The 18,358-nt window shown below is 76.8% G+C and carries 16 protein-coding genes; 10 read left to right on the top strand and 6 right to left on the bottom strand.

All coding sequences use genetic code 11. The annotated features are described in order from the left end of the window. The first annotated feature begins 195 nt into the window (after nt 1-195). The gene (locus ACI79Q_RS03005; protein WP_456614111.1) at nt 196-855 is read left to right on the top strand and encodes an O-methyltransferase; all 660 of its coding nucleotides are present in this window, start codon (nt 196-198) and stop codon (nt 853-855) included. A gap of 76 nt (nt 856-931) precedes the next feature. Here ACI79Q_RS03005 and glgC read toward each other — a convergent pair whose 3' ends face one another. Further along, entirely contained in the window at nt 932-2,152 is a 1,221-nt protein-coding gene (gene glgC, locus ACI79Q_RS03000; RefSeq protein ID WP_456587324.1) for a glucose-1-phosphate adenylyltransferase, read from the bottom strand. A gap of 213 nt (nt 2,153-2,365) precedes the next feature. On the opposite strand from glgC, the gene glgA reads away from it, so the two are divergent. The 4 genes from glgA (at nt 2,366) to ACI79Q_RS02980 (ending at nt 6,671) form a co-directional block, all read left to right on the top strand. Then, nucleotides 2,366-3,538 (top strand): glycogen synthase, encoded by a 1,173-nt coding sequence (glgA, locus tag ACI79Q_RS02995; RefSeq protein WP_456587323.1) that lies wholly within the window; start codon nt 2,366-2,368, stop codon nt 3,536-3,538. Between the two features lie 253 nt (nt 3,539-3,791). Beyond that, nucleotides 3,792-4,760, top strand: coding sequence for an ABC transporter substrate-binding protein (locus tag ACI79Q_RS02990; RefSeq protein ID WP_456614110.1), 969 nt, complete (start codon nt 3,792-3,794; stop codon nt 4,758-4,760). A gap of 10 nt (nt 4,761-4,770) precedes the next feature. Continuing rightward, entirely contained in the window at nt 4,771-5,865 is a 1,095-nt protein-coding gene (locus ACI79Q_RS02985) for a FecCD family ABC transporter permease (protein ID WP_456614109.1), read from the top strand. Then, nucleotides 5,862-6,671: an ABC transporter ATP-binding protein gene (locus tag ACI79Q_RS02980; protein WP_456614108.1), complete on the top strand. Its 810-nt coding sequence runs from the start codon at nt 5,862-5,864 to the stop codon at nt 6,669-6,671. The genes ACI79Q_RS02985 and ACI79Q_RS02980 overlap by 4 nt, the downstream gene beginning before the upstream one ends. A 6-nt stretch (nt 6,672-6,677) precedes the next feature. Here ACI79Q_RS02980 and ACI79Q_RS02975 read toward each other — a convergent pair whose 3' ends face one another. Both ACI79Q_RS02975 and ACI79Q_RS02970 read right to left on the bottom strand, forming a co-directional pair. Then, nucleotides 6,678-7,529 carry a 5-oxoprolinase subunit C family protein gene (locus ACI79Q_RS02975; protein WP_456614107.1) on the bottom strand — a complete coding sequence of 284 codons (852 nt, stop codon included), beginning with the start codon at nt 7,527-7,529 and terminating at the stop codon, nt 6,678-6,680. After that, entirely contained in the window at nt 7,530-8,159 is a 630-nt protein-coding gene (locus ACI79Q_RS02970; protein WP_456599693.1) for a 5-oxoprolinase subunit B family protein, read from the bottom strand. Nucleotides 8,160-8,254: 95 nt separating this feature from the next. Between ACI79Q_RS02970 and ACI79Q_RS02965 the strand changes: the two genes are divergently transcribed. Together ACI79Q_RS02965 and ACI79Q_RS02960 are read left to right on the top strand one after the other, a co-directional pair. Then, nucleotides 8,255-9,466: a PP2C family protein-serine/threonine phosphatase gene (locus ACI79Q_RS02965; RefSeq protein WP_456599694.1), complete on the top strand. Its 1,212-nt coding sequence runs from the start codon at nt 8,255-8,257 to the stop codon at nt 9,464-9,466. A gap of 88 nt (nt 9,467-9,554) precedes the next feature. Then, nucleotides 9,555-10,283: a GAF and ANTAR domain-containing protein gene (locus ACI79Q_RS02960; protein ID WP_456614106.1), complete on the top strand. Its 729-nt coding sequence runs from the start codon at nt 9,555-9,557 to the stop codon at nt 10,281-10,283. Between the two features lie 4 nt (nt 10,284-10,287). Here ACI79Q_RS02960 and ACI79Q_RS02955 read toward each other — a convergent pair whose 3' ends face one another. Next, nucleotides 10,288-11,064, bottom strand: coding sequence for a LamB/YcsF family protein (locus ACI79Q_RS02955; RefSeq protein WP_456614105.1), 777 nt, complete (start codon nt 11,062-11,064; stop codon nt 10,288-10,290). 52 nt (nt 11,065-11,116) lie between these two features. Between ACI79Q_RS02955 and ACI79Q_RS02950 the strand changes: the two genes are divergently transcribed. The 3 genes from ACI79Q_RS02950 (at nt 11,117) to ACI79Q_RS02940 (ending at nt 15,593) form a co-directional block, all read left to right on the top strand. After that, entirely contained in the window at nt 11,117-12,235 is a 1,119-nt protein-coding gene (locus ACI79Q_RS02950; RefSeq protein WP_456614104.1) for a spore photoproduct lyase family protein, read from the top strand. Nucleotides 12,236-12,379: 144 nt separating this feature from the next. Further along, nucleotides 12,380-14,041, top strand: a complete 1,662-nt coding sequence (locus tag ACI79Q_RS02945) for a SpoIIE family protein phosphatase (protein ID WP_456587313.1) — start codon at nt 12,380-12,382, stop codon at nt 14,039-14,041. A 49-nt stretch (nt 14,042-14,090) separates the two neighbouring features. Beyond that, a complete protein-coding gene (locus ACI79Q_RS02940; RefSeq protein ID WP_456597423.1) occupies nt 14,091-15,593 on the top strand; it encodes a phytoene desaturase family protein in 1,503 nt (500 codons plus the stop codon). Between the two features lie 10 nt (nt 15,594-15,603). On the opposite strand, the gene ACI79Q_RS02935 is transcribed toward ACI79Q_RS02940, so the two are convergent. Then, complete coding sequence (locus ACI79Q_RS02935; protein ID WP_456614221.1) at nt 15,604-16,554, bottom strand: SAM-dependent methyltransferase; 951 nt, start codon at nt 16,552-16,554, stop codon at nt 15,604-15,606. Between the two features lie 142 nt (nt 16,555-16,696). Next, nucleotides 16,697-18,160, bottom strand: a complete 1,464-nt coding sequence (locus tag ACI79Q_RS02930) for a hypothetical protein (RefSeq protein WP_456614103.1) — start codon at nt 18,158-18,160, stop codon at nt 16,697-16,699. Between the last annotated feature and the right edge of the window lie 198 nt (nt 18,161-18,358).

The following is an 18,358-nucleotide window of genomic DNA, read 5'->3' as shown; positions in this document are numbered from 1 at the left end:
CCACCAGGATCGCAGACGGGGCCGCCCGCGACCTCCCCGGCGTCGGCGGGACCGGACGCGGCACGCGTGAATCGCACGTCCTGGTCAACGGTCGATCGGCACACCCGTGTTCCCGCGCACCGGGACTCCCAGCAGACGCACAGGTGCGCCCGCGCACGCGGCGGCGGCGGTGCGGGCAACTACCCTCGGCCGGTGATGAGCGCCGATCAGCCGCCGCCCGGAGGCGGCACCGACCCGGGCGCCGCCTACGCCGACCGCTTCGCCGCCGAGTCCCCCGAGATGGTGGCCGCCCGGCGCCGCGCGCAGTTCCTACCCGGGACTGGCCCGGTGGAGCCCCCGGTGGGCGCCACCCTGGCCGTCCTCGCCGCCACGAGCGCTGCCCGCTCGGTGGTCTCGATCGGCAGCGGCGGGGGGCTGGCCGCGCTGTGGCTGCTGCGCGGGATGCGGTCCGACGGGGTGCTGACCGCGCTGGACGGCGATCCCGAGCAGCTGCGCGCGGCACGTGCCGCCCTCGCCGAGGCCCGCGTGCCGGCCAGCCGGGCACGGCTGATCTTCGGCACCCCCGGGGAGGTCCTCCCCCGGCTCTCGCCCGGCGGCTACGACATGGTGTGCTGCGCCGGCCCGCCCCGGGAGTACGCCGAGCACCTCCCCGCACTGCTCGCCCTGGTCCGGGTCGGCGGCACGCTGACCTGCCACGGGCTGCTCGAGGGCGGCCGGGTCGCCGACCGCACCGCCCGCGACCCCCAGTCGGTGGCCTGGCGGGAGATCGCCCGCACGATCCGGGACGACGAGACCCTGCTGCCCGCCGTCCTGCCGATCGGCACCGGCCTGCTCGTCGCCACCAAGCGCGGGTAACGCGAGGAAGGACCCCCAGAAGGACCTCGGTTCCCCCCCACCACTCGCAGGCTCGCGGCGAGCCGCCGGACGGGGCCTACAGGTAGGCGCGGGCGCCCTTGCCGAGCACGGTGATCCCGCCCGCGCTGACGTGGTAGCGCTCCAGGTCCAGGTCGTGGTCGAAACCGATCCGCGCACCCGCGGGCACGACGGCGTTCTTGTCCAGGATCGCCCGCCGGACCTGCGCACCCTCCCCGATGTAGGCGCCGTCCATGACGACGCTGTCCTCGACCCGGGCGCCCCGCTCGACGCGCACCCCCGGCGAGATCACGGAGTTGTGCACCGAGCCGCCGCCGATGATCGCGCCGGCGCTGACCATGGACTCCTCGGCGCGGCCCCCCAGCACGAACTTCGCCGGCGGGCGCTGCGGCGGCAGCGTGTAGATCGGCCACCGCTCGTTGTAGAGGTTGAACACCGGCGAGACCGACACCAGGTCCATGTGCGCGTCGTAGTAGGAGTCGATCGTCCCGACGTCGCGCCAGTACCCCTGGTCCCGCTCGGTCGCGCCGGGCACCACGTTGGTGGAGAAGTCGTAGACCCACGCCTCTCCTGCGTCGGCCAGCATGGGCATGATCGAGCCGCCCATGTCGTGCACCGAGTCCTGGTCCTCCGCGTCGGTGCGCAGCGCCTCGAGCAGGGCGTCGGTGGTGAAGACGTAGTTGCCCATGGAGGCGAAGCTCTCCTCGGGCGAGTCCGGCAGGCCGGGCGGCTCTGCGGGCTTCTCCAGGAACCCCCGCACCTTGCCCGCCGCGTCGGAGTCGATGACGCCGAACTCGGTCGCCTCCCGCCGCGGCACCCGCAGCCCCGCGATGGTGACGCCCGCACCGGTCTGCAGGTGCTGGTCGATCATCTGCGCCGGGTCCATGCGGTAGACGTGGTCGGCGCCGAAGACGACGACGATCTCCGGGCGCTCGTCGTAGATGAGGTTCAGGCTCTGGAAGATCGCGTCGGCGCTGCCGGTGTACCAGCGGGGGCCGAGGCGCTGCTGCGCCGGCACCGGTGTCACGTAGTTGCCGAGCAGGCTGGACATCCGCCAGGTCTGGGTGATGTGGCGGTCCAGGCTGTGGCTCTTGTACTGGGTGAGGACGGCGATGTGCCGGATGTCGCCGTTGACCAGGTTGGAGAGGACGAAGTCGATGAGCCGGTAGTTGCCCCCGAAGGGGACGGCCGGCTTCGCGCGGTCCTGGGTCAGCGGAGACAGCCGCTTCCCCTCACCGCCCGCCAGGACGATGCCGAGCACCCGTGGACCGCCGCGCATGCCAGAAACGTATCCGTTGGCCGACGCGGGCACAGCACGAACCGCACGGAGGCCACCCGTCTGGGTCCCGCGCCGAGCCCGGTGACGCGCTGGAACGGCCACCTTTCAGGGGCCCGCGCCGAGCCCGGTGACGCGCTGGAACGGCCACCTTTCAGGGGCCCGCGCCGAGCCTGCGAGGCGCGGGGGGAAAGGTGGTCCTTCTAGGGTGACGGCGTGCGCATCGGGATCGTCACGCGAGAGTGGCCGCCGGACGTCTACGGCGGCGCGGGGGTGCACGTCGAGCACCTGGTGTCGGCGCTGCGTGCCCTGCCCGACGGGCCGCAGCTCGACGTCCACTGCTTCGGCGGCGCACGGGCGGACGCGACCGCCCACGCCGTGCCCGCCGGGTTGTCCGACGCCAACGGGGCCCTGCAGGCGCTGGGGGTCGACGTCGAGATCGCCGCCGCGCTCGCCGGAGCCGACCTCGTGCACAGCCACACCTGGTACGCCAACACGGCCGGGCTGCTCGCCGCGCTGGTGCACGGCGTGCCGCACGTCGTCACCGCCCACTCGCTGGAACCGCGCCGGCCGTGGAAGGCCGAGCAGCTGGGCGGCGGCTACCGGCTGTCCTCCTGGGCCGAGCGCACCGCCTACCTGGCCGCCGACGCGGTGGTCGCGGTGAGCGCGGGCATGCGGGAGGACGTGCTCGCCGTCTACCCCGAGCTGGACCCGGCCCGGGTGCACGTCGTCCACAACGGCGTCGACGCGGAGGCCTACCGCCCGGTGCACGCCCCGGAGGTGGTCCGCGGGCTCGGGGTGGACCCCGACCGGCCGTACGCGCTGTTCGTCGGCCGGATCACCCGGCAGAAGGGGCTGGCCCACCTGCTGGCCGCGGCCGACCAGCTGCCGGCCGACGCCGGTCTCGTGCTGTGCGCCGGGGCCGCCGACACCCCGGCCGAGCGGCAGCAGGTCGCCGACGCCGTCGCCGAGCTGCAGTCCCGCCGCGACGGCGTGGTGTGGATCGAGGCGATGCTGCCGCGCGAGCAGCTGGTGCCGCTGATCACCGGTGCCACGGTCTTCGTGTGCCCGTCGGTGTACGAGCCGCTGGGCATCGTCAACCTGGAGGCGGCGGCGTGCGGCACCGCCGTCGTCGCCAGCGCCGTGGGCGGCATCCCGGAGGTCGTCGACGACGGCCGCACCGGTCTCCTGGTGCCCTACGACGAGGCGGACCCGACCGGGTTCGCCGCCGGCCTGGCCGCGCGCACCGGCGAGCTGCTCGCCGATCCGCAGCGCGCCGCCGCGATGGGCGCCGCCGGCCGCGAGCGGGTCGTCGCCGAGTTCGGCTGGGCCGCGATCGCCCGGCAGACCGTGGACGTCTACGCGGAGGTGCTCGCCGCCCGCGGGTGAGCCGACCGCCGCGGTTCCGGCCGTCCGCGTCCCGCCCGCTGGTACCTTTCAGCCCGCCGGCGTCTGCCGGCGGTGCAGCCGCAGCGAAGCCCGGTGCGAACCCGGCGCTGTCCCGCAACTGTGATGGCCCCGTGCGGGCCCGAGCCAGATCGCCTGCCCTGCGCCGTGCAACCGACCCCCGCGGCAGGGGTCGCGCATCGGGCGTCGGGTCAGCTCGGGGGCGACGCCCGCCGCCTCCTCTGGAGGCTCTTCCTTGCTCGGCACCTCCTCCCGGGCGGCGCGCACCTCGCGCGCCCCGCGGCGACCCGTGCGCGCCGTCCTCGCCCTCCTGGCGGCCCCCGTCCTGGCGCTGCCCGCCTGCGGTGGGGCCTCGGACGGCGGTGACGACGCGGCCCCCACCACGGCCGCCGGCGACTTCCCCGTGACGGTCACCGGCGACAACGGCGAGCTGACCCTCGACGAGCGGCCGGAGGCCATCGTCTCCCTGTCGCCGACGGCCACCGAGATGCTCTTCGCCATCGGCGCCGGGGAGCAGGTGGAGGCCGTCGACGACAACTCCGACCACCCGGCCGAGGCGCCGACCACGGAGCTGTCGGCGTTCACGCCCAACGCCGAGGCCGTCGCCGGGTACGACCCCGACCTGGTGGTGCTCAGCAACGACATCAACGGCATCGTCGACGCGCTCGAGACGCTCGACGTCCCGGTCCTGCTGCTCGAGGCCGCCGAGGACCTCGACGACACCTACGCGCAGCTGGAGACCCTCGGGACGGCGACCGGGCACGACGACGAGGCGGCCGAGGTGGTCGCCGACGTGCAGGACCGGATCGACGCCGCCGTCGCGTCCGTGCCCGACGACGTCGCCGGGATGCGCGTCTACCACGAGCTCGACCCGTCGTTCTACTCCGCGACGAGCGAGACGTTCATCGGCGGGATCTACTCCCTCTTCGGCCTGGAGAACATCGCCGACGGTGCCCCCGAGGCCGGGGGCTACCCCCAGCTGTCGGCCGAGTACGTCGTCGACCAGGCGCCCGAGCTGATCGTGCTGGCCGACACCGAGTGCTGCGGCGAGAGCGCCGAGACGGTGGCCCAGCGGCCGGCGTTCGGCTCGGTGCCCGCGGTGACCGAGGGGCGGGTCCTCGCCGTCGACGACGACATCGCCTCCCGGTGGGGTCCGCGCGTGGCCGACTTCGCCGAGGCGGTCGCCGGGGCGCTGCAGGAGTGAGCCCGGCGGCATGAGCACCACCCACGGCACCCGGCCCGGCCGCACCGCGGCGGAGCCGGGTGCCGTGCGGTCACCGCGCTCCGCACTCCTCTCCGGAGCCGGCGTCACCGCCGCCCTCGTGGCCGCGGCGCTCGCCGGGGTCTGGGTGGGCGCGGTGCCGCTGCCGCCCGGCGCGGTCGTCGCCACGCTGCTCGACCGCGCGCTGGCGCCCGTGGGCCTCGACGTCCCCGGCACCCTGGAGGGGACCCGCGCAGCGGTGCTGCTGGAGCTCCGCCTGCCCCGCGTCGTGCTCGCGGTGCTGGTCGGCGCCGGGCTGGCCGTCTCCGGCGCCGCGTACCAGGGGGTGTTCCGCAACCCGCTCGCCGATCCCTACCTCCTGGGCGCGGCGGCCGGGGCCGGGCTGGGCGCCACCCTGGTCCTCGCCTACGCGCCCGGCCAGCAGGTCGGCCCGGTCGGGGTGGTCCCGCTGGCCGCCTTCGTCGGCGCGCTCGTCGGTGTGGGGTGCGCGCTGGCCCTCGGTCACGCGGCCGGCGGCTCGCAGAGCGCGCCGCTGCTGCTGGCGGGCATCGCGGTCGCCGCCTTTCTCGCGGCGGCGCAGACGCTGGTGCAGCAGCAGAACACGGACGACCTGCGGGAGATCTACGGCTGGCTGCTCGGGCACCTGGGCGGCGCGCAGTGGTCCGAGGTGGGCCTGGTCCTCCCCTACCTGGGGGTGGCGGTGGTCGCCCTGCTGCTGTGCGCCCGCCCCCTGGACGTGCTGGCGGTCGGCGACGACGAGGCCCGCTCGCTCGGCGTGCACCCCGGCCGGCTGCGGCTGCTGGTCGTGGTCGCCGCGTCGCTGGCCACCGCGTCGGCCGTCGCGGTCAGCGGGCTGATCGGCTTCGTCGGGCTGGTCGTGCCGCACATCGTCCGCCGGCTGGTCGGCGGCGCCAACGCCCGGGTGCTCCCGGTCTCCCTGCTGGCCGGTGGCGCGTTCCTGGTGCTCGCCGACCTGCTGGCCCGCACCGTGCTCGCCCCCGCGGAGCTGCCGCTGGGCGTGGTCACCGCCTTCGTCGGCGCCCCGTTCTTCGCGGGCCTGCTGTGGGCGGGGGCGCGGCGACGGTGAGCGCAGGACCACCCGGCCCGCGCCCGGCCGGCGGCGCGCGCGTGGAGGTCGTGGGCCTCGACGCCGGCTACGGACGGCGCCCGGTGCTCGTCGGTGTCCGGTTCACCGTGGCGGCCGGCGGCTGGCTGGGCATCATCGGCCCCAACGGGTCGGGCAAGTCCACGCTGCTGCGCTCGGTGCTGGGCCTGCACCCGCACGAGGGCCAGGTGCGCATCGACGGCGTCCCGCTCACCGGGATGCCGCGCCGCGACCGGGCCCGCCTGCTGGCCTACGCGCCGCAGCTGCCGGTGCTGCCCGAGGGCGTCAGCGCGCGGGACTACGTCCTGCTCGGCCGCACCCCGCACCGTCCGCTGCTGGCCGCACCCCGGCGGGTCGATCGCGAGGTCGTCGCCGAGGTGATGGACCGGCTGGAGCTCGACGAGCTGGCCGATCGGGCGGTCGTCACCCTCTCCGGTGGGGAGCAGCAGCGCGCCGTCCTCGCGCGGGCGTTGGCCCAGCGACCGCGGGTGCTGCTGCTCGACGAGCCCACCGCCGCCCTGGACCTCGGGCACGCGCAGCAGGTGCTCGACCTGCTGGACCGGCTGCGGCGGCAGGACGGGCTCACCGTGGTGAGCACCCTGCACGACCTCACCCTCGCCGGGCAGTACGCCGACCGGCTCACCCTCCTCGCCGAGGGGCGGGTGGCCGCCGAGGGCAGCCCGGCGGAGGTGCTCACCGCCGCCGTGCTGGCGGAGCACTACGGCGCCCGCGCCCGCATCGTGCCGGGCCCGCACGGGCCCGCGGTGCTGCCGGTGCGCGGGAGCTGATGCCGGTCAGCGCGCCGCGCGGAAGCGGACCACGTCCCCGGGCCGCAACTGGGCGGCGGCGGGCAGGTCCGCGGTGACGACGACGGCGAGCACCGGATAGCCACCGGTGACCGGGTGATCGGCGAGGAACAGCACCGGGGCGCCGTCGGGCGGGACCTGCAGCGCCCCGGGCACCAGCCCCTCGCTGGGCAGCTCCCCGTCGCGGGCCCGACCGAGCCGGGGACCTGCCAGCCGCAACCCCACCCGGTCGCTGTCGGCACCGACCGCCCAGCCGGCTCCCAGCAGGGCCGGCCACGCGGCGTCGTCGAGCCAGTCCCGCCGCGGCCCGGGCAGCACCCGCAGCACCGGCCGGTCCGACGGCGCACCCACGGGCGCGACGTCGACGACCGGCTCCTCCCCCGCCAGCCCGCCGACCGGCAGCCGCGTGCCCGCGGTCAGGACGGCCGGCCCGAGGCCGGACAGGGTGTCGGTGCTGCGCGACCCCAGCACCGGCGAGACGTCGACGCCGCCCCGCACCGCGAGGTAGCTGCGCAGGCCGGCGCGCGGGGGGCCCAGCCCCAGCACGGCGCCGGGGCGCACGGTGGTGGGAGCGGCGAACGGCGCCGGGCGCCCGTCCACGACGACCGGCACCGGGGCACCCGTCACCGCCACCAGGAGGGTGCGCTCGGCGCGGAGCCGCAGCCCCCCGCCCGTCGCCTCGACGACCGCGGCCGCCGGCGCGTTGCCCACCAGCCGGTTGGCCAGCGCCGCCGCCGGCCGGTCCGCGGCGCCGGACCGGGGCACCCCGACGGACGCCCAGCCGATTCGCCCGGCGTCCTGCACGGTCGCGAACGGCCCCGGGGTCAGCACGGTGAGCACTCAGGCCACCGCCCGGAAGCGGACCGTGGTGCCCGGGGCGAGCAGCGCCGGCGGGTCGCGCCCGACGTCGAAGAGGACCGCGTCGGTGCGCCCGACCAGCTGCCAGCCCCCGGGCGAGGCACGCGGGTAGACGCCCGCGTACGGGCCGGCGAGCGCCACCGAGCCGGCCGGGACCCGGGTGCGCGGGGTGGCCCGGCGCGGCACGTGCAGCTCCTCCGGCAGCCCGGTCAGGTACCCGAAGCCCGGGGCGAAGCCGCCGAAGGCCACGGTGAGCGCGGTGCCGGTCAGCGCGGCGACGACGGCGTCCGCCGTCCGCCCGGTGAGCCGGGCGACCTCGGCGAGGTCCGGTCCGTCGAAGACCACCGGCAGCACCACGGCCGCGCGCGCCGGTCCGGCCGCGGGCGCGGCGGGGGCCAGTCGGCACAGGGTGGTCACGTCGAGGTCGGTGACCGGCCGATCGAGCAGGACGAGCAGGGTGCGGGCGGCGGGCACCAGGTCCACCTGCCCGGCCAGCGGGGCGGCGAGCAGCGCGGCCCGCAGCCCAGGGATCGCGGCGACGTCGGCCACCTCGAGCAGTACTGCGCGATCGCCGTAGGGCAGCGCACGCACCGCTCCCCCACCGTCGCCCACCCGCCCATGATCGGGCATCCCCCGGGCCCGTGACGGCCCCTCCGCCGCGCAACTCCGTTCGCCCGGTCCGCACGCCGGTGGAATGCTGGACCGCCGTGACCTCGACGACGGCCTCCGGGCAGGACCCGCTGCGGTCGCTGCTCCGGTCGTCGCACCACCTGACGGCCGACGAGCTCGGCTCGGTCGTCTCCCGGCACGCGAGGCTCCTCGGCGCCCGCGCGGCCGTCATCTACCTGGCCGACTACGAACAGTCCTCCCTGGTCCCCGTGGCCGGCGAGGACGTTCCGCCGCGCACCGGGCTGTCCGTCGACGGCTCGATCGGCGGCCTCGCCTTTCGCCGGGTCGAGGAGACCCGTTCCCCGAGCCCCGGCGACGACGCTGCCGTGCGCCTCTGGCTCCCCCTGCTCGACGGCGCCGAGCGGGTCGGCGTCCTGGAGCTGCTGTTCGACACGGGGCCTCCCGCGGAGCAGGACGAGGAACGCCGCGCCTTCGCCGCACTGGTGGCCGAGCTCTGCGTCACCCGGGACGCCTACAGCGACGTGTTCGCGCGGCTGCGGCGCACCCGGCCGCTGAGCCTGGCCGCGGAGATCCAGTGGGACCTGATCCCACCGCTGACCTTCGGCACCGACCGGATCGTCATCTCCGCGGCGCTGGAGCCCGCGTACGAGATCGGCGGGGACACCTTCGACTACGCCGTCAACGGCCCCGTCGCCGACCTCATGGTCCTCGACGCGGTGGGCCACGGTCTGCCCGCTGCGTTGCTGACCACGGTCGCCGTCGGCGCCTACCGCTCGGCCCGCCGGCACGAGCTCTCCCTTCCCGCGACGTCGGCGGCGATGGACGCCGCGATCGCCGGGCAGTTCCCCGGCAGCCGGTTCGCCACCGCGCTGCTGGCCCGGCTCGACCTGGAGTCCGGCCTGCTCACCTGGGTCAACGCGGGGCACGGCTCCCCGCTGGTCGTGCGCGACGGCGTCCTCATCCCCGCCCGCAGCTGCCGCCCGGACCTGCCGCTCGGGCTCCAGCAGGGGCCCGCCCGGACGTGCGAGGTGCAGCTGCGCCCGGGCGACCGGGTGCTGCTGCACACCGACGGCGTCACCGAGGCGCGATCGCCGGCGGGCGACTTCTTCGGCGAGGAGCGCCTCGCGGACTTCGTCGTCCGCGCCGAGACGGCCGGCGACCCCCCGCCGGAGACGCTCCGCCGGCTGATGCGCAGCGTGATGGCCCACCAGGCGGGCCGGCTGCAGGACGACGCCACCATCGTGCTCGTCGAGTGGCGGACCGGCCGTGAGAACCAGATAACCCTGTGACCCCGCCGGAATCGGCCGGTCCGGGCGACCGGACGGGGCTCCATACCGGCCGGGATGTACGCACCGCCACACCGATGGACAATCGGGCATGACCATCGGGGCGCGCTTCGACGCCGCTCTGGCGCGGCAGTCCGATCCCGCGCTCGCCGGGCCCGAGGCCCTGCCGCTGCGGCTCAGCCGCGTGTGCGCCGAACTGCTCCGGGTCGACGGTGCCGGCCTGGTCCTGGTGGACGGCACCGGCCGCCGGCTCCCGCTGGGCGCCAGCGACCCGGCGGCCGCGAGCGCCGAACGGATGCAGTTCACCGTCGGCGAGGGGCCGTGCGCGACGGCCCAGGCCACCGGCCAGCCGGTGTTCGCCGTCGAGGACGACCTGCGACGCCGGTGGCCGGTCTTCGCCGACCTGCTGCTGCGCGGCACCCCCTTCCGCGCGGTCGTCGCCCTCCCCCTGCACCCGGGTCCCGCCGGGGAAGGGACCCTCGACCTGTACTTCAGGCGGTCGGCCGCCGTCGTGGAGCTCGACGTCTTCGCGGCGGTGGCGGTGGGCGAGCTGGTCAGCTCCGCGCTCAGCGACGCCGCGGTCTGGTCGACCTGGACGCCGGCGGAGGGACCGGACTGGCTGCGCGGCGCGGCACCGCGGCAGCGGGCGGCGGTGTGGGAGGCGGTGGGCAAGCTGGGCGTCGCCCACGACATCGATCCGGAGGAGGCGCTGGCCCTGCTCCGGACCGAGGCCTACACGTCGGGGCGGTCCGTGGACGAGGTCGCCGCCGCCCTGCTCTCCGGGCGCCGCTCGATGGAGGACCTGCGCCCCGGCGACTGACCGCTCACCCGGTGAACGGGGCGACCGCGAGCCCGGCCCCCTCCAGCGCTGCCCGCACCGACCGCGCGAGCTCCACCGCGCCCGGCGTGTCCCCGTGCACGCACACCGACCCCACCTCGACCGGCACCACGCTGCCGTCCACCGCGACCACGCTGCCCTCGGCGGCCATGCGGACCGCGCGCTCGGCGACCACCTCCGGCTCGTGCACCAGCGCTCCCACCGACCCGCGGGGCACGAGGCTGCCGTCGGGGGCGTAGCCGCGGTCGGCGAACCCCTCCGCCACGGTGGGCAGCCCGGCCGCCGCGGCGGTGCACAGCAGCTCCGAGCCCGGCAGCCCCAGCACGGTCAGCCCGGCGTCGTAGGCGGCGACCGCCTCGACGACGGCGCGGGCCTGCGCCGCGTGGTGCACGACGGCGTTGTAGAGGGCCCCGTGCGGCTTGAGGTAGGAGACCCGCCCCCCGGCCGTGCGGGCCACGCCGTCCAGCGCGGCGAGCTGGTAGAGGACGTCGGCGGCGAGCTCGTCCGGGGCGACGTCGACGAAGCGCCGGCCGAACCCGGCCAGGTCGCGGTAGGAGACCTGGGCGCCGATGGCCACGCCCCCGGCCACGGCGGCACCGCACACGCGACGCATCGTGACCGGGTCCCCGGCGTGGAACCCGCAGGCCACGTTGGCGCTGCTGACGACCTCCAGCAACGCGTCGTCGTCGCCCAGCCGCCACACGCCGAAGCCCTCCCCCAGGTCGGCGTTGAGATCGATGCGGGGGCCGCCCGGTGCGCTCACCCGCGCAGTCTCGCACCGGAATGGCGGCCGCCCCGCGGGTGCTGCACCCGGTATGGGAGCCGCCGAGCCGCTCACGCTCTTCGAGGTCGGGCCGCCGCCGGCGCCGATGCCGCCCAACCACCTCCTGCAGGTCCGCCGCATCTACGCCGAACCGGCGGCGAGGGAGTCCCCGCGTGGCCGCCAGGTGCTCGGCCGGTTCCCCGACGCCGAGGTGGTCGAGGTGCCCTCGCACTGGCAGATCCCCGAGCTGCACGGCAACGCCGGGAACGTCGACCGCTGGGTGCGGGTGAAGACCGAGACGCTGGTGCTCGGCGTCCGCAAGGGGCTGGTCACCCGGCCCAACGGCCGCTCCGCGGACTTCATCGCCCCCGGCACGGCCAACGGCTGCGCCATGGCCTGCGCCTACTGCTACGTGCCCCGGCGCAAGGGCTTCGCCAACCCGATCACCGTCTTCACCAACATCGACCAGATCGCCGGGCACCTGCGCCGGCACGTCGCCCGGCAGGGACCGAAGACCGAGCCCGACCAGTGCGACCCGGAGAGCTGGGTCTACGACATCGGCGAGAACAGCGACTGCTCGGTGGACGCGCTGGTCAGCGACAACGTCGCCGACCTGGTGCGCACCTTCCGCGGCCTGCCGACGGCGAAGGCGTCCTTCGCGACCAAGTACGTGAACCGGCAGCTGCTCGACCTCGACCCGGCCGGTCGCACCCGGGTGCGCTTCTCGGTGATGCCCGAGGACGACGCACGGGTCCTCGACGTGCGCACCAGCCGGGTGGCCGACCGCATCGCCGCCGTCGACGACTTCGTGGCCGCGGGGTACGAGGTGCACCTGAACCTCTCGCCCGTGGTCCTGCACGCCGGCTGGGAGGAGGACTGGGGTCGGCTCCTGGCGCGGCTGGACGACGAGCTCGGCGCGGCGGCCAAGGCGCAGGCCGCCGCCGAGGTGATCATGCTGACCCACAACGAGGCCCTGCACGAGGTGAACCTCGGGTGGCACCCGACGGCCGAGCAGCTGCTCTGGCGCCCCGACCTGCAGGAGCCCAAGCGCAGCTCCAACGGGCAGGACAACGTGCGCTACCGCGCCGGGATCAAGCGGGCGGCGGTCGCGCGACTGCGCGAGCTGGTCACCCGGCACGCCCCCTGGCTGCGCATCCGCTACGCGTTCTGAGCCGCTGCCGCCCGGGGCCGACATGGCGAAATGTCGGCATGACCACATGTCGACATCTCGCGTCGGCACCCCCACCCGACCTGTGAGAGGCTCATCGTGACGGAGCCGTTACGTTCCGTCGGGGAACGTCACGCAGGGGGAAGAGTGCCCGGGTCCACCTCTGGCGTACCGGCGGCGACGCTGCTGGCCGCGCTGCCCGACACCGTGATCGTGGCCGACGGCGACGGGCGCATCGCGTACGTGAGCCCGGCCGTCGAGACGTTGCTGGGTCACGACCCGGCGGCGCTGATCGGCCGGCCGCTGCAGCTGCTCATGCCCGAGCGGCTCCGGCACGGCCACAACGAGGGCTTCTCCCGGTACCGGGCCACCGGCGAGGGGAAGCTCGTCGGCGCGACCACGCAGCTGCCGGCGCTCCACGCAGCCGGTCACGAGGTGCCGGTCGACCTCACCCTGTCGCGCCTGACCCCGGCGGACGGCGCGTCGCCGGACGAGGCGCTCGTGGTCGCCGTGCTCCGCGACGCCAGCACCACGATCCTCCTCGAGCGGCAGTTCGCCGTCAGCCGCTACCTGGCCGCCACGCTGCGGGTGACGGCGGCGCTGACCGAGGCGCGCGACGCCGACGTCGCCTTCCAGCAGCTGCTCCCGACGCTGTGCACGGAGCTGGACTGGGACGCCGCCCTGCTGTGGCAGGCCGACACCGAGCACGGCCGGCTCGTGCACGCGGGCACCTGGGCCGCTCCCGGCGCGGACGTGCCAGCGCTGGCCGCCGACGCCCCCCGCCGGGTCTTCCGCCGTGGTGAGGGCCTGCCGGGGGGCGCCTGGCTGCACCGGGTCCCGGTCGTGGCCGAGGACCTCGCCGCCGACCCCCGGGTGGTCCGCCGCGACGTCGTCCGGGCCGACGGGCTCGGCACCGGCGTCGCGTTCCCGGTCCTGAGCGGCGACACGCTGCTCGCCGTCTGCGAGCTGTTCTCGACGCAGTCCCGGCCCGTGCCCCCCGAGCTGCTGGAGGTGCTCGGGCACGCCGGCCGGCAGATCGGCCAGTTCCTCGCCCGGCTGCGCGCGGAGTCGGTGATCCGCGACCTGGCCGACACCCTGCAGCGCAGCCTGCTCCCCTCCCACCTGCCCACGATCCCCGGGGTGGAGCTGGCGGCCCGCTACCGCGCGGGCGGGGACTCCGCCCTCGTGGGCGGCGACACCTACGACGTCACCCCCCTGCCCGACGGCCGCTGGATGGTGCTGATCGCCGACGTCTGCGGCACCGGAGCCGAGGCGGCGGCGGTCACGGCGGTCACCCGGCACACCGCCCGCGCCGCGGCCACGGGGAGCCCGGCGGAGATCCTGCGGGCGGTCAACACCGCGCTGCTGCACGAACAGGGGACGGGGCCGCTGCGGTTCGTCACCGCCTGCTGCCTGGTGCTGGAACCGGCGGGGCCGGGCCACCGGGTCCGTCTCGCCGTCGCCGGGCACCCGCTCCCCGTCGTCTCCGATGCGGACTCCGACGCCCGTCCGGTCGGGACCGCCGGCCCACCCCTCGGGATCGACGCCGACGTCGAGCTCACCGAGACCACGCTGGACCTGCCTCCCGGGTCGACCCTGGTGCTCTACACCGACGGCGTCACGGAGGCGCGGGACGACGCCGGGCGGCAGTTCGGCGAGGACGCGCTGCTGCGGGTCGTCGCCGGCGCGCCGGTCGCCGATCCGGAAGCGGCCGTCGGCGCGATCTCGGCCGCGGTCGAGGCCCAGCTGGCCGGCTCCCGCTACGAGCCCGACGACCTCGCCGTGCTGGCGCTCGCCGTCCCGCGCTGAGGGCCCCGTCCCGCCGACGCGCTCCGGGCCGGCTGGCTACGGTGGGTCGGTGGCGCGGGTGGTGGTCGTGGGCGCCGGGCTCGGCGGGCTGGCGGCCGCCGCGCGGCTGGCGGCCCTCGGACACGCGGTGACCGTCGTGGAACAGGCGCCCGACGTCGGCGGGAAGCTCGGCTGGTTCACCCGCGACGGGCACGCCTTCGACACCGGGCCGAGCCTGGTCACCCTGCCGCAGGTGTACCGCGACCTGTTCGCCGCGACCGGCAGCCGGCTCGAGGACACCGTCGACCTGGTCCGGCTGGACCCGGCGGTCGGCTACCGGTTCGCCGACGGCACCCGGCTGACCGTGCCCGGCCGCGCAGAGGCCGTCCCCGCCGCGCTCGACGACGCGCTGGGGGCCGGCGCCGGAGCCCAGTGGGCCGCCCTGATGGAGCGGGCCGCGGCGATGTGGCGGATCAGCGAGGAGCCGTTCCTGCGCACCCCCCTGGCCGGGGCGACGACGCTGGCGCGGCTGGCCCGGCGCCCGGCCGACGTCGCCGCGATCGCGCCGTGGCGGTCGCTGCGCGGCCTCGGTCACCGCCACCTGCGCCACCCGCACCTGCGCACCGTGCTGGACCGCTACGCCACCTACTCCGGCTCGGACCCGCGCCGGGCGCCGGCGGTGCTGGCCACCGTCCCCTACGCCGAGCAGGCCTTCGGCTCCTGGTACGTGCGGGGTGGGTTGCACCGGCTCGGGACGGCGGTGCGGGACCGGGCCGTCGCGGGCGGCGCCGCGGTCCGCACCGGCTGCGCGGTGCGCAGGGTGCTGGTGGCGGGCGGCCGGGCTGCGGGCGTGGAGCTCGCCGACGGCGAGCGGCTGCGCGCCGACGTCGTCGTCTCCGGCGTCGACGCCGCCGCGCTGCACGCCGACCTGCTGCCCACCGACCGGCGCACCCGCGGCGTCCGGCGGGACCTGGCCCGTGCCACACCGTCGCTATCGGGGTTCGTGCTGCTGCTGGCGCTGCGCGGCCGGACCCCGGGGCTGGAGCACCACACGGTGCTCTTCCCCGACGACTACGACGCGGAGTTCGACGCCGTCTTCGGCACCGGCCGGTACGCGGGCCGGCCGTGCCCGGTGCCCGATCCCACCGTCTACGTCAGCGCGCCCGACGACCCGGCGCTGGTGCCCGACGGCGACAGCGAGTCGTGGTTCGTCCTGGTGAACGCGCCGCGGCACGATCCGGTGCACGGGGTGGACTGGGACGCCCCGGGGCTCGCCGAGCGGTACGCCGACCGGGTGCTGGCGGTCATGGCCCGCCGCGGGCTCGACGTCCGGGACCGCCTCCGCTGGCGGGAGATCCGGACGCCGGCCGACCTGGCGCGGGGCACCGGCAGCGTCGGCGGGTCGATCTACGGCAGCTCCAGCAACGGCTCCCGGGCGGCGTTCCTGCGCCCGGGCAACGCCTCGCGCATCCCGGGGCTGTTCCTGGTCGGCGGCTCGGCGCACCCCGGCGGTGGGCTGCCGCTGGTGGGCCTCTCGGCGGAGATCGTGGCGGGGCTCGTCGGCCCGGCCTGACCGGGTCCGGTCACCGCGGCCGGACGGCCGCGACGGCCACGAGCGGGGCGCCCGGGGCGATCCGCCGGGTCTCTCCCGGTCGCAGCCCGGCCGCGCGCAGCTCCGCGACCAGGTCCGCGGCCCCCGGCAGCGACATGCCGCCCTCCTGCGCCCGCAGCAGCAGGTCGAAGTGCCGGCTGAACAGCTGCGGCGTCGCCACGGTGGTGACGACCAGGAGGGTGCCCCCCGGCGCGAGCAGGCTCGCCACGTCGGCGAACAGGGCGACGCGCTCCGCCACCGGGACGTAGTAGACGACGTTGGCCAGCAGCGCGAGGTCGAACCCGCCCTCGTCGGGCAGCTCCCGGACGTCGGCCCGCACGATGCGCGCCCGTCCCGCCAGCCCGCGCCGTTCGAGGGTGCGCTCGGCGAGGGCGGCGGCGTCGGCGTCGGCGTCCACCCCGACGCCCTCGGCCTGCGGAGCCGCCGCCAGCACCGCGGCCAGCTGCAGCCCCGCGCCGCACCCGACGTCGACCACCCGCCGCGGGGACACGTCCGCCGCCGTCTCCCGGAGGACGTCGTCGACGAACGGCTCGAAGGCGGCCGACACCCGGGCGATGACCGCCCCCTGCTCGGCGACGTCCCGCCGCGGTGGGCCACCGGCCAGCAGGTCACCGAGGTGGCGGTAGAGCCCGGTGTGGAACCCGGCGAACGCCTCGTAGGAGGCCCGCACCAGGTCGTCGTCCCGCAGGGCGCGCCCGGCGCCGGTCAGGGACCAGCCGGCGGCGTCCTCCCGGACGAGGCCGGCGGCCGCGAGCACCCGCAGGAAGGCTGCGAGCAGGTCGTCGCGGGCCACCGCCAGCCGGCGGGCGAGCTCCGGGGTCGCCACCGCACGGTCGCCGAGCGCGTCCAGGACGCCGGTGTGCAGCGCCGCGGCGCCCAGGTTCAGCCGGACCGCGGCCTGCCCGTCACGGGTGGCCCGCAACCGGGCCCGGGCGTTCCCGGTCCGCAGGACGGTGAGCAGGGTGCGTGCGCTGAACAACCCGGCCATCTGGCGCTCCCACCGTTCGGGGAGCCCACTGTGGTCCGCCCGGACCCGTCGCACCAGTACCGGCGACGCGGTCCGGTCAGCCGCGGGCCGCGCCGTAGCCCAGCAGCGCGGCCAGCCCGAGCGCGCTGCGTGGCTGGTACGCCGCGCGCCACAACCCGCCGTGCGCGGCCTCGTGCGCCTCGTCCTGCCACGGGTGCTCGTGCGCCGGTCCGCCGCCGGTGTGCAGGTCGTGCACGAGCAGCGCGGCCATGAGCACGTTCGACGTCGACGGCTCGAAGATCTCCACGCCGAACCGGTGGGCGCCGGCGTAGGCCGCGGCCAGGGCCCGGTTCTTCACCACCGAGCGGGTCCGCGTCGGCGGGGCGACGTTCATCGACACCGTGCTGCCCGCCGCGCGTGCGGCGGTCGCCCGCCACCGCTGCAGCCGCTTGGCCAGCGCGTAGTTGGGGCCCTGCTGCGCCACCAGGCTGTCGGCGATGCCCGGGTCGGTGCCGGGCACGTAGGCGCGCTGCAGGAGCCGGCCGCCCGACACCGTCCGCAGCGGGCGGCCGAGCAGCTTCGCCGTGCGGCTGCGGCGCGCGTACGCCTCCACCGACTGCGCCACCGCCTCGGCGGGGACGGCGAAGACGTCGGTCGGGGTGGCCAGGAACGCCAGCGCGAGCTCCGGCCGCGCACCCGCGAGCCGCACGGTGAGCGCGTCGACGGCCGCCGAGACGCGCACGTTCGTGGCACCGTCGGCGTAGACGTAGTTGCCCAGGACCGGGGAGCCCGACAGCCCCGCGACCCAGTCGGCCACCGCGGGGACCTCGGCGATCAGATCGGCTCCCGCGCGCGCCGGGTCGGGCTCCGACCCGGGCTCCGCCACGGGCACCAGGAGGGTGCCGGCGCCGGACCGGGCGATGTCGAGCACCCGCTCCCACAGCGGCGCGCGGGGCAGGTCCACCCCGGCCACGCGGGCGCCCCAGCGCAGCAGTGCGGTGAGCGGTCCCATCTCGGCGCCCGCCCCGAGCACGACCACGGTGGTGTCCGGCAGCGACAGCCACTCGGGGTGCGCCGCCACGGTGCGCACCGCCTCCGCGCACGACGGCTCCACGATCCCCGCGGCCACCCAGTCGTCGAGCCGGCGCAGCAGGGCGTCACCCCGCAGCCGCCCGCCGCGGAACGGCAGCGACAGCTCCCGCTCCGGCTCGGCGGTGCCGGTCACCTCGACCGTGTGCAGCACCCGGCCGGCGGGCGCGGTGGTCAGCCCGGCGAGGTCGGCCTCCCCCTCGGGCCCGGCCACCCGCATCCGCGAGTGCAGGGACGCCAGCCCGGCAGCGGCGATGGCCTGCGCCGCCTCCGGCGAGGGCAGCCCGGCCTCCACCAGCCGGCGGAAGTGCGTCAGGTAGCCCGCCCGCCAGTTGGTCTCCCGCTCGGCGGCCAGCGCGCCGGCGGCGTCGGCGGGGCGCAGTGCATCCGCGACGACGGCCCGGCCCAGCGCCGCCGTGCTCCGGCGTCCGTCGGACCCGGCCGGGAACACGACCCCCTGGTCCTCGCTCATGCGCCTTCCTCCACCCGTCCAGCTTCTCCCGGCTCCTGGCACGCGGCCAGCTCAGCAGCACCCCTGCGCCGGCCCCGGCCCGGGCCCGGGAACGACCCGGCCCCCGGGGGGGGGGGGGGGGGGGCGGTCCCGGGCGGGGGGGGTGGGGGGGGCCGCCTCCCCCGGGGGGGGGGGGGGGGGGGGGTTTTGTGGGGAGGC

It is taken from the genome of Blastococcus sp. SYSU DS0828, from assembly GCF_054050975.1.
Note: the sequence above shows the minus strand (reverse complement) of the source record. Positions and strands in the feature narration are given on the sequence as shown.

Excerpts from the sequence above, each read along its gene's own strand:
- ACI79Q_RS03005 (WP_456614111.1), top strand. The coding sequence starts at position 196 with ATGAGCGCCGATCAGCCGCCGCCCGGAGGCGGCACCGACCCGGGCGCC.
- glgC (WP_456587324.1), bottom strand. The coding sequence starts at position 2,152 with ATGCGCGGCGGTCCACGGGTGCTCGGCATCGTCCTGGCGGGCGGTGAG.
- ACI79Q_RS02985 (WP_456614109.1), top strand. The coding sequence starts at position 4,771 with ATGAGCACCACCCACGGCACCCGGCCCGGCCGCACCGCGGCGGAGCCG.
- ACI79Q_RS02960 (WP_456614106.1), top strand. The coding sequence starts at position 9,555 with ATGACCATCGGGGCGCGCTTCGACGCCGCTCTGGCGCGGCAGTCCGAT.
- ACI79Q_RS02950 (WP_456614104.1), top strand. The coding sequence starts at position 11,117 with ATGGGAGCCGCCGAGCCGCTCACGCTCTTCGAGGTCGGGCCGCCGCCG.
- ACI79Q_RS02930 (WP_456614103.1), bottom strand. The coding sequence starts at position 18,160 with ATGAGCGAGGACCAGGGGGTCGTGTTCCCGGCCGGGTCCGACGGACGC.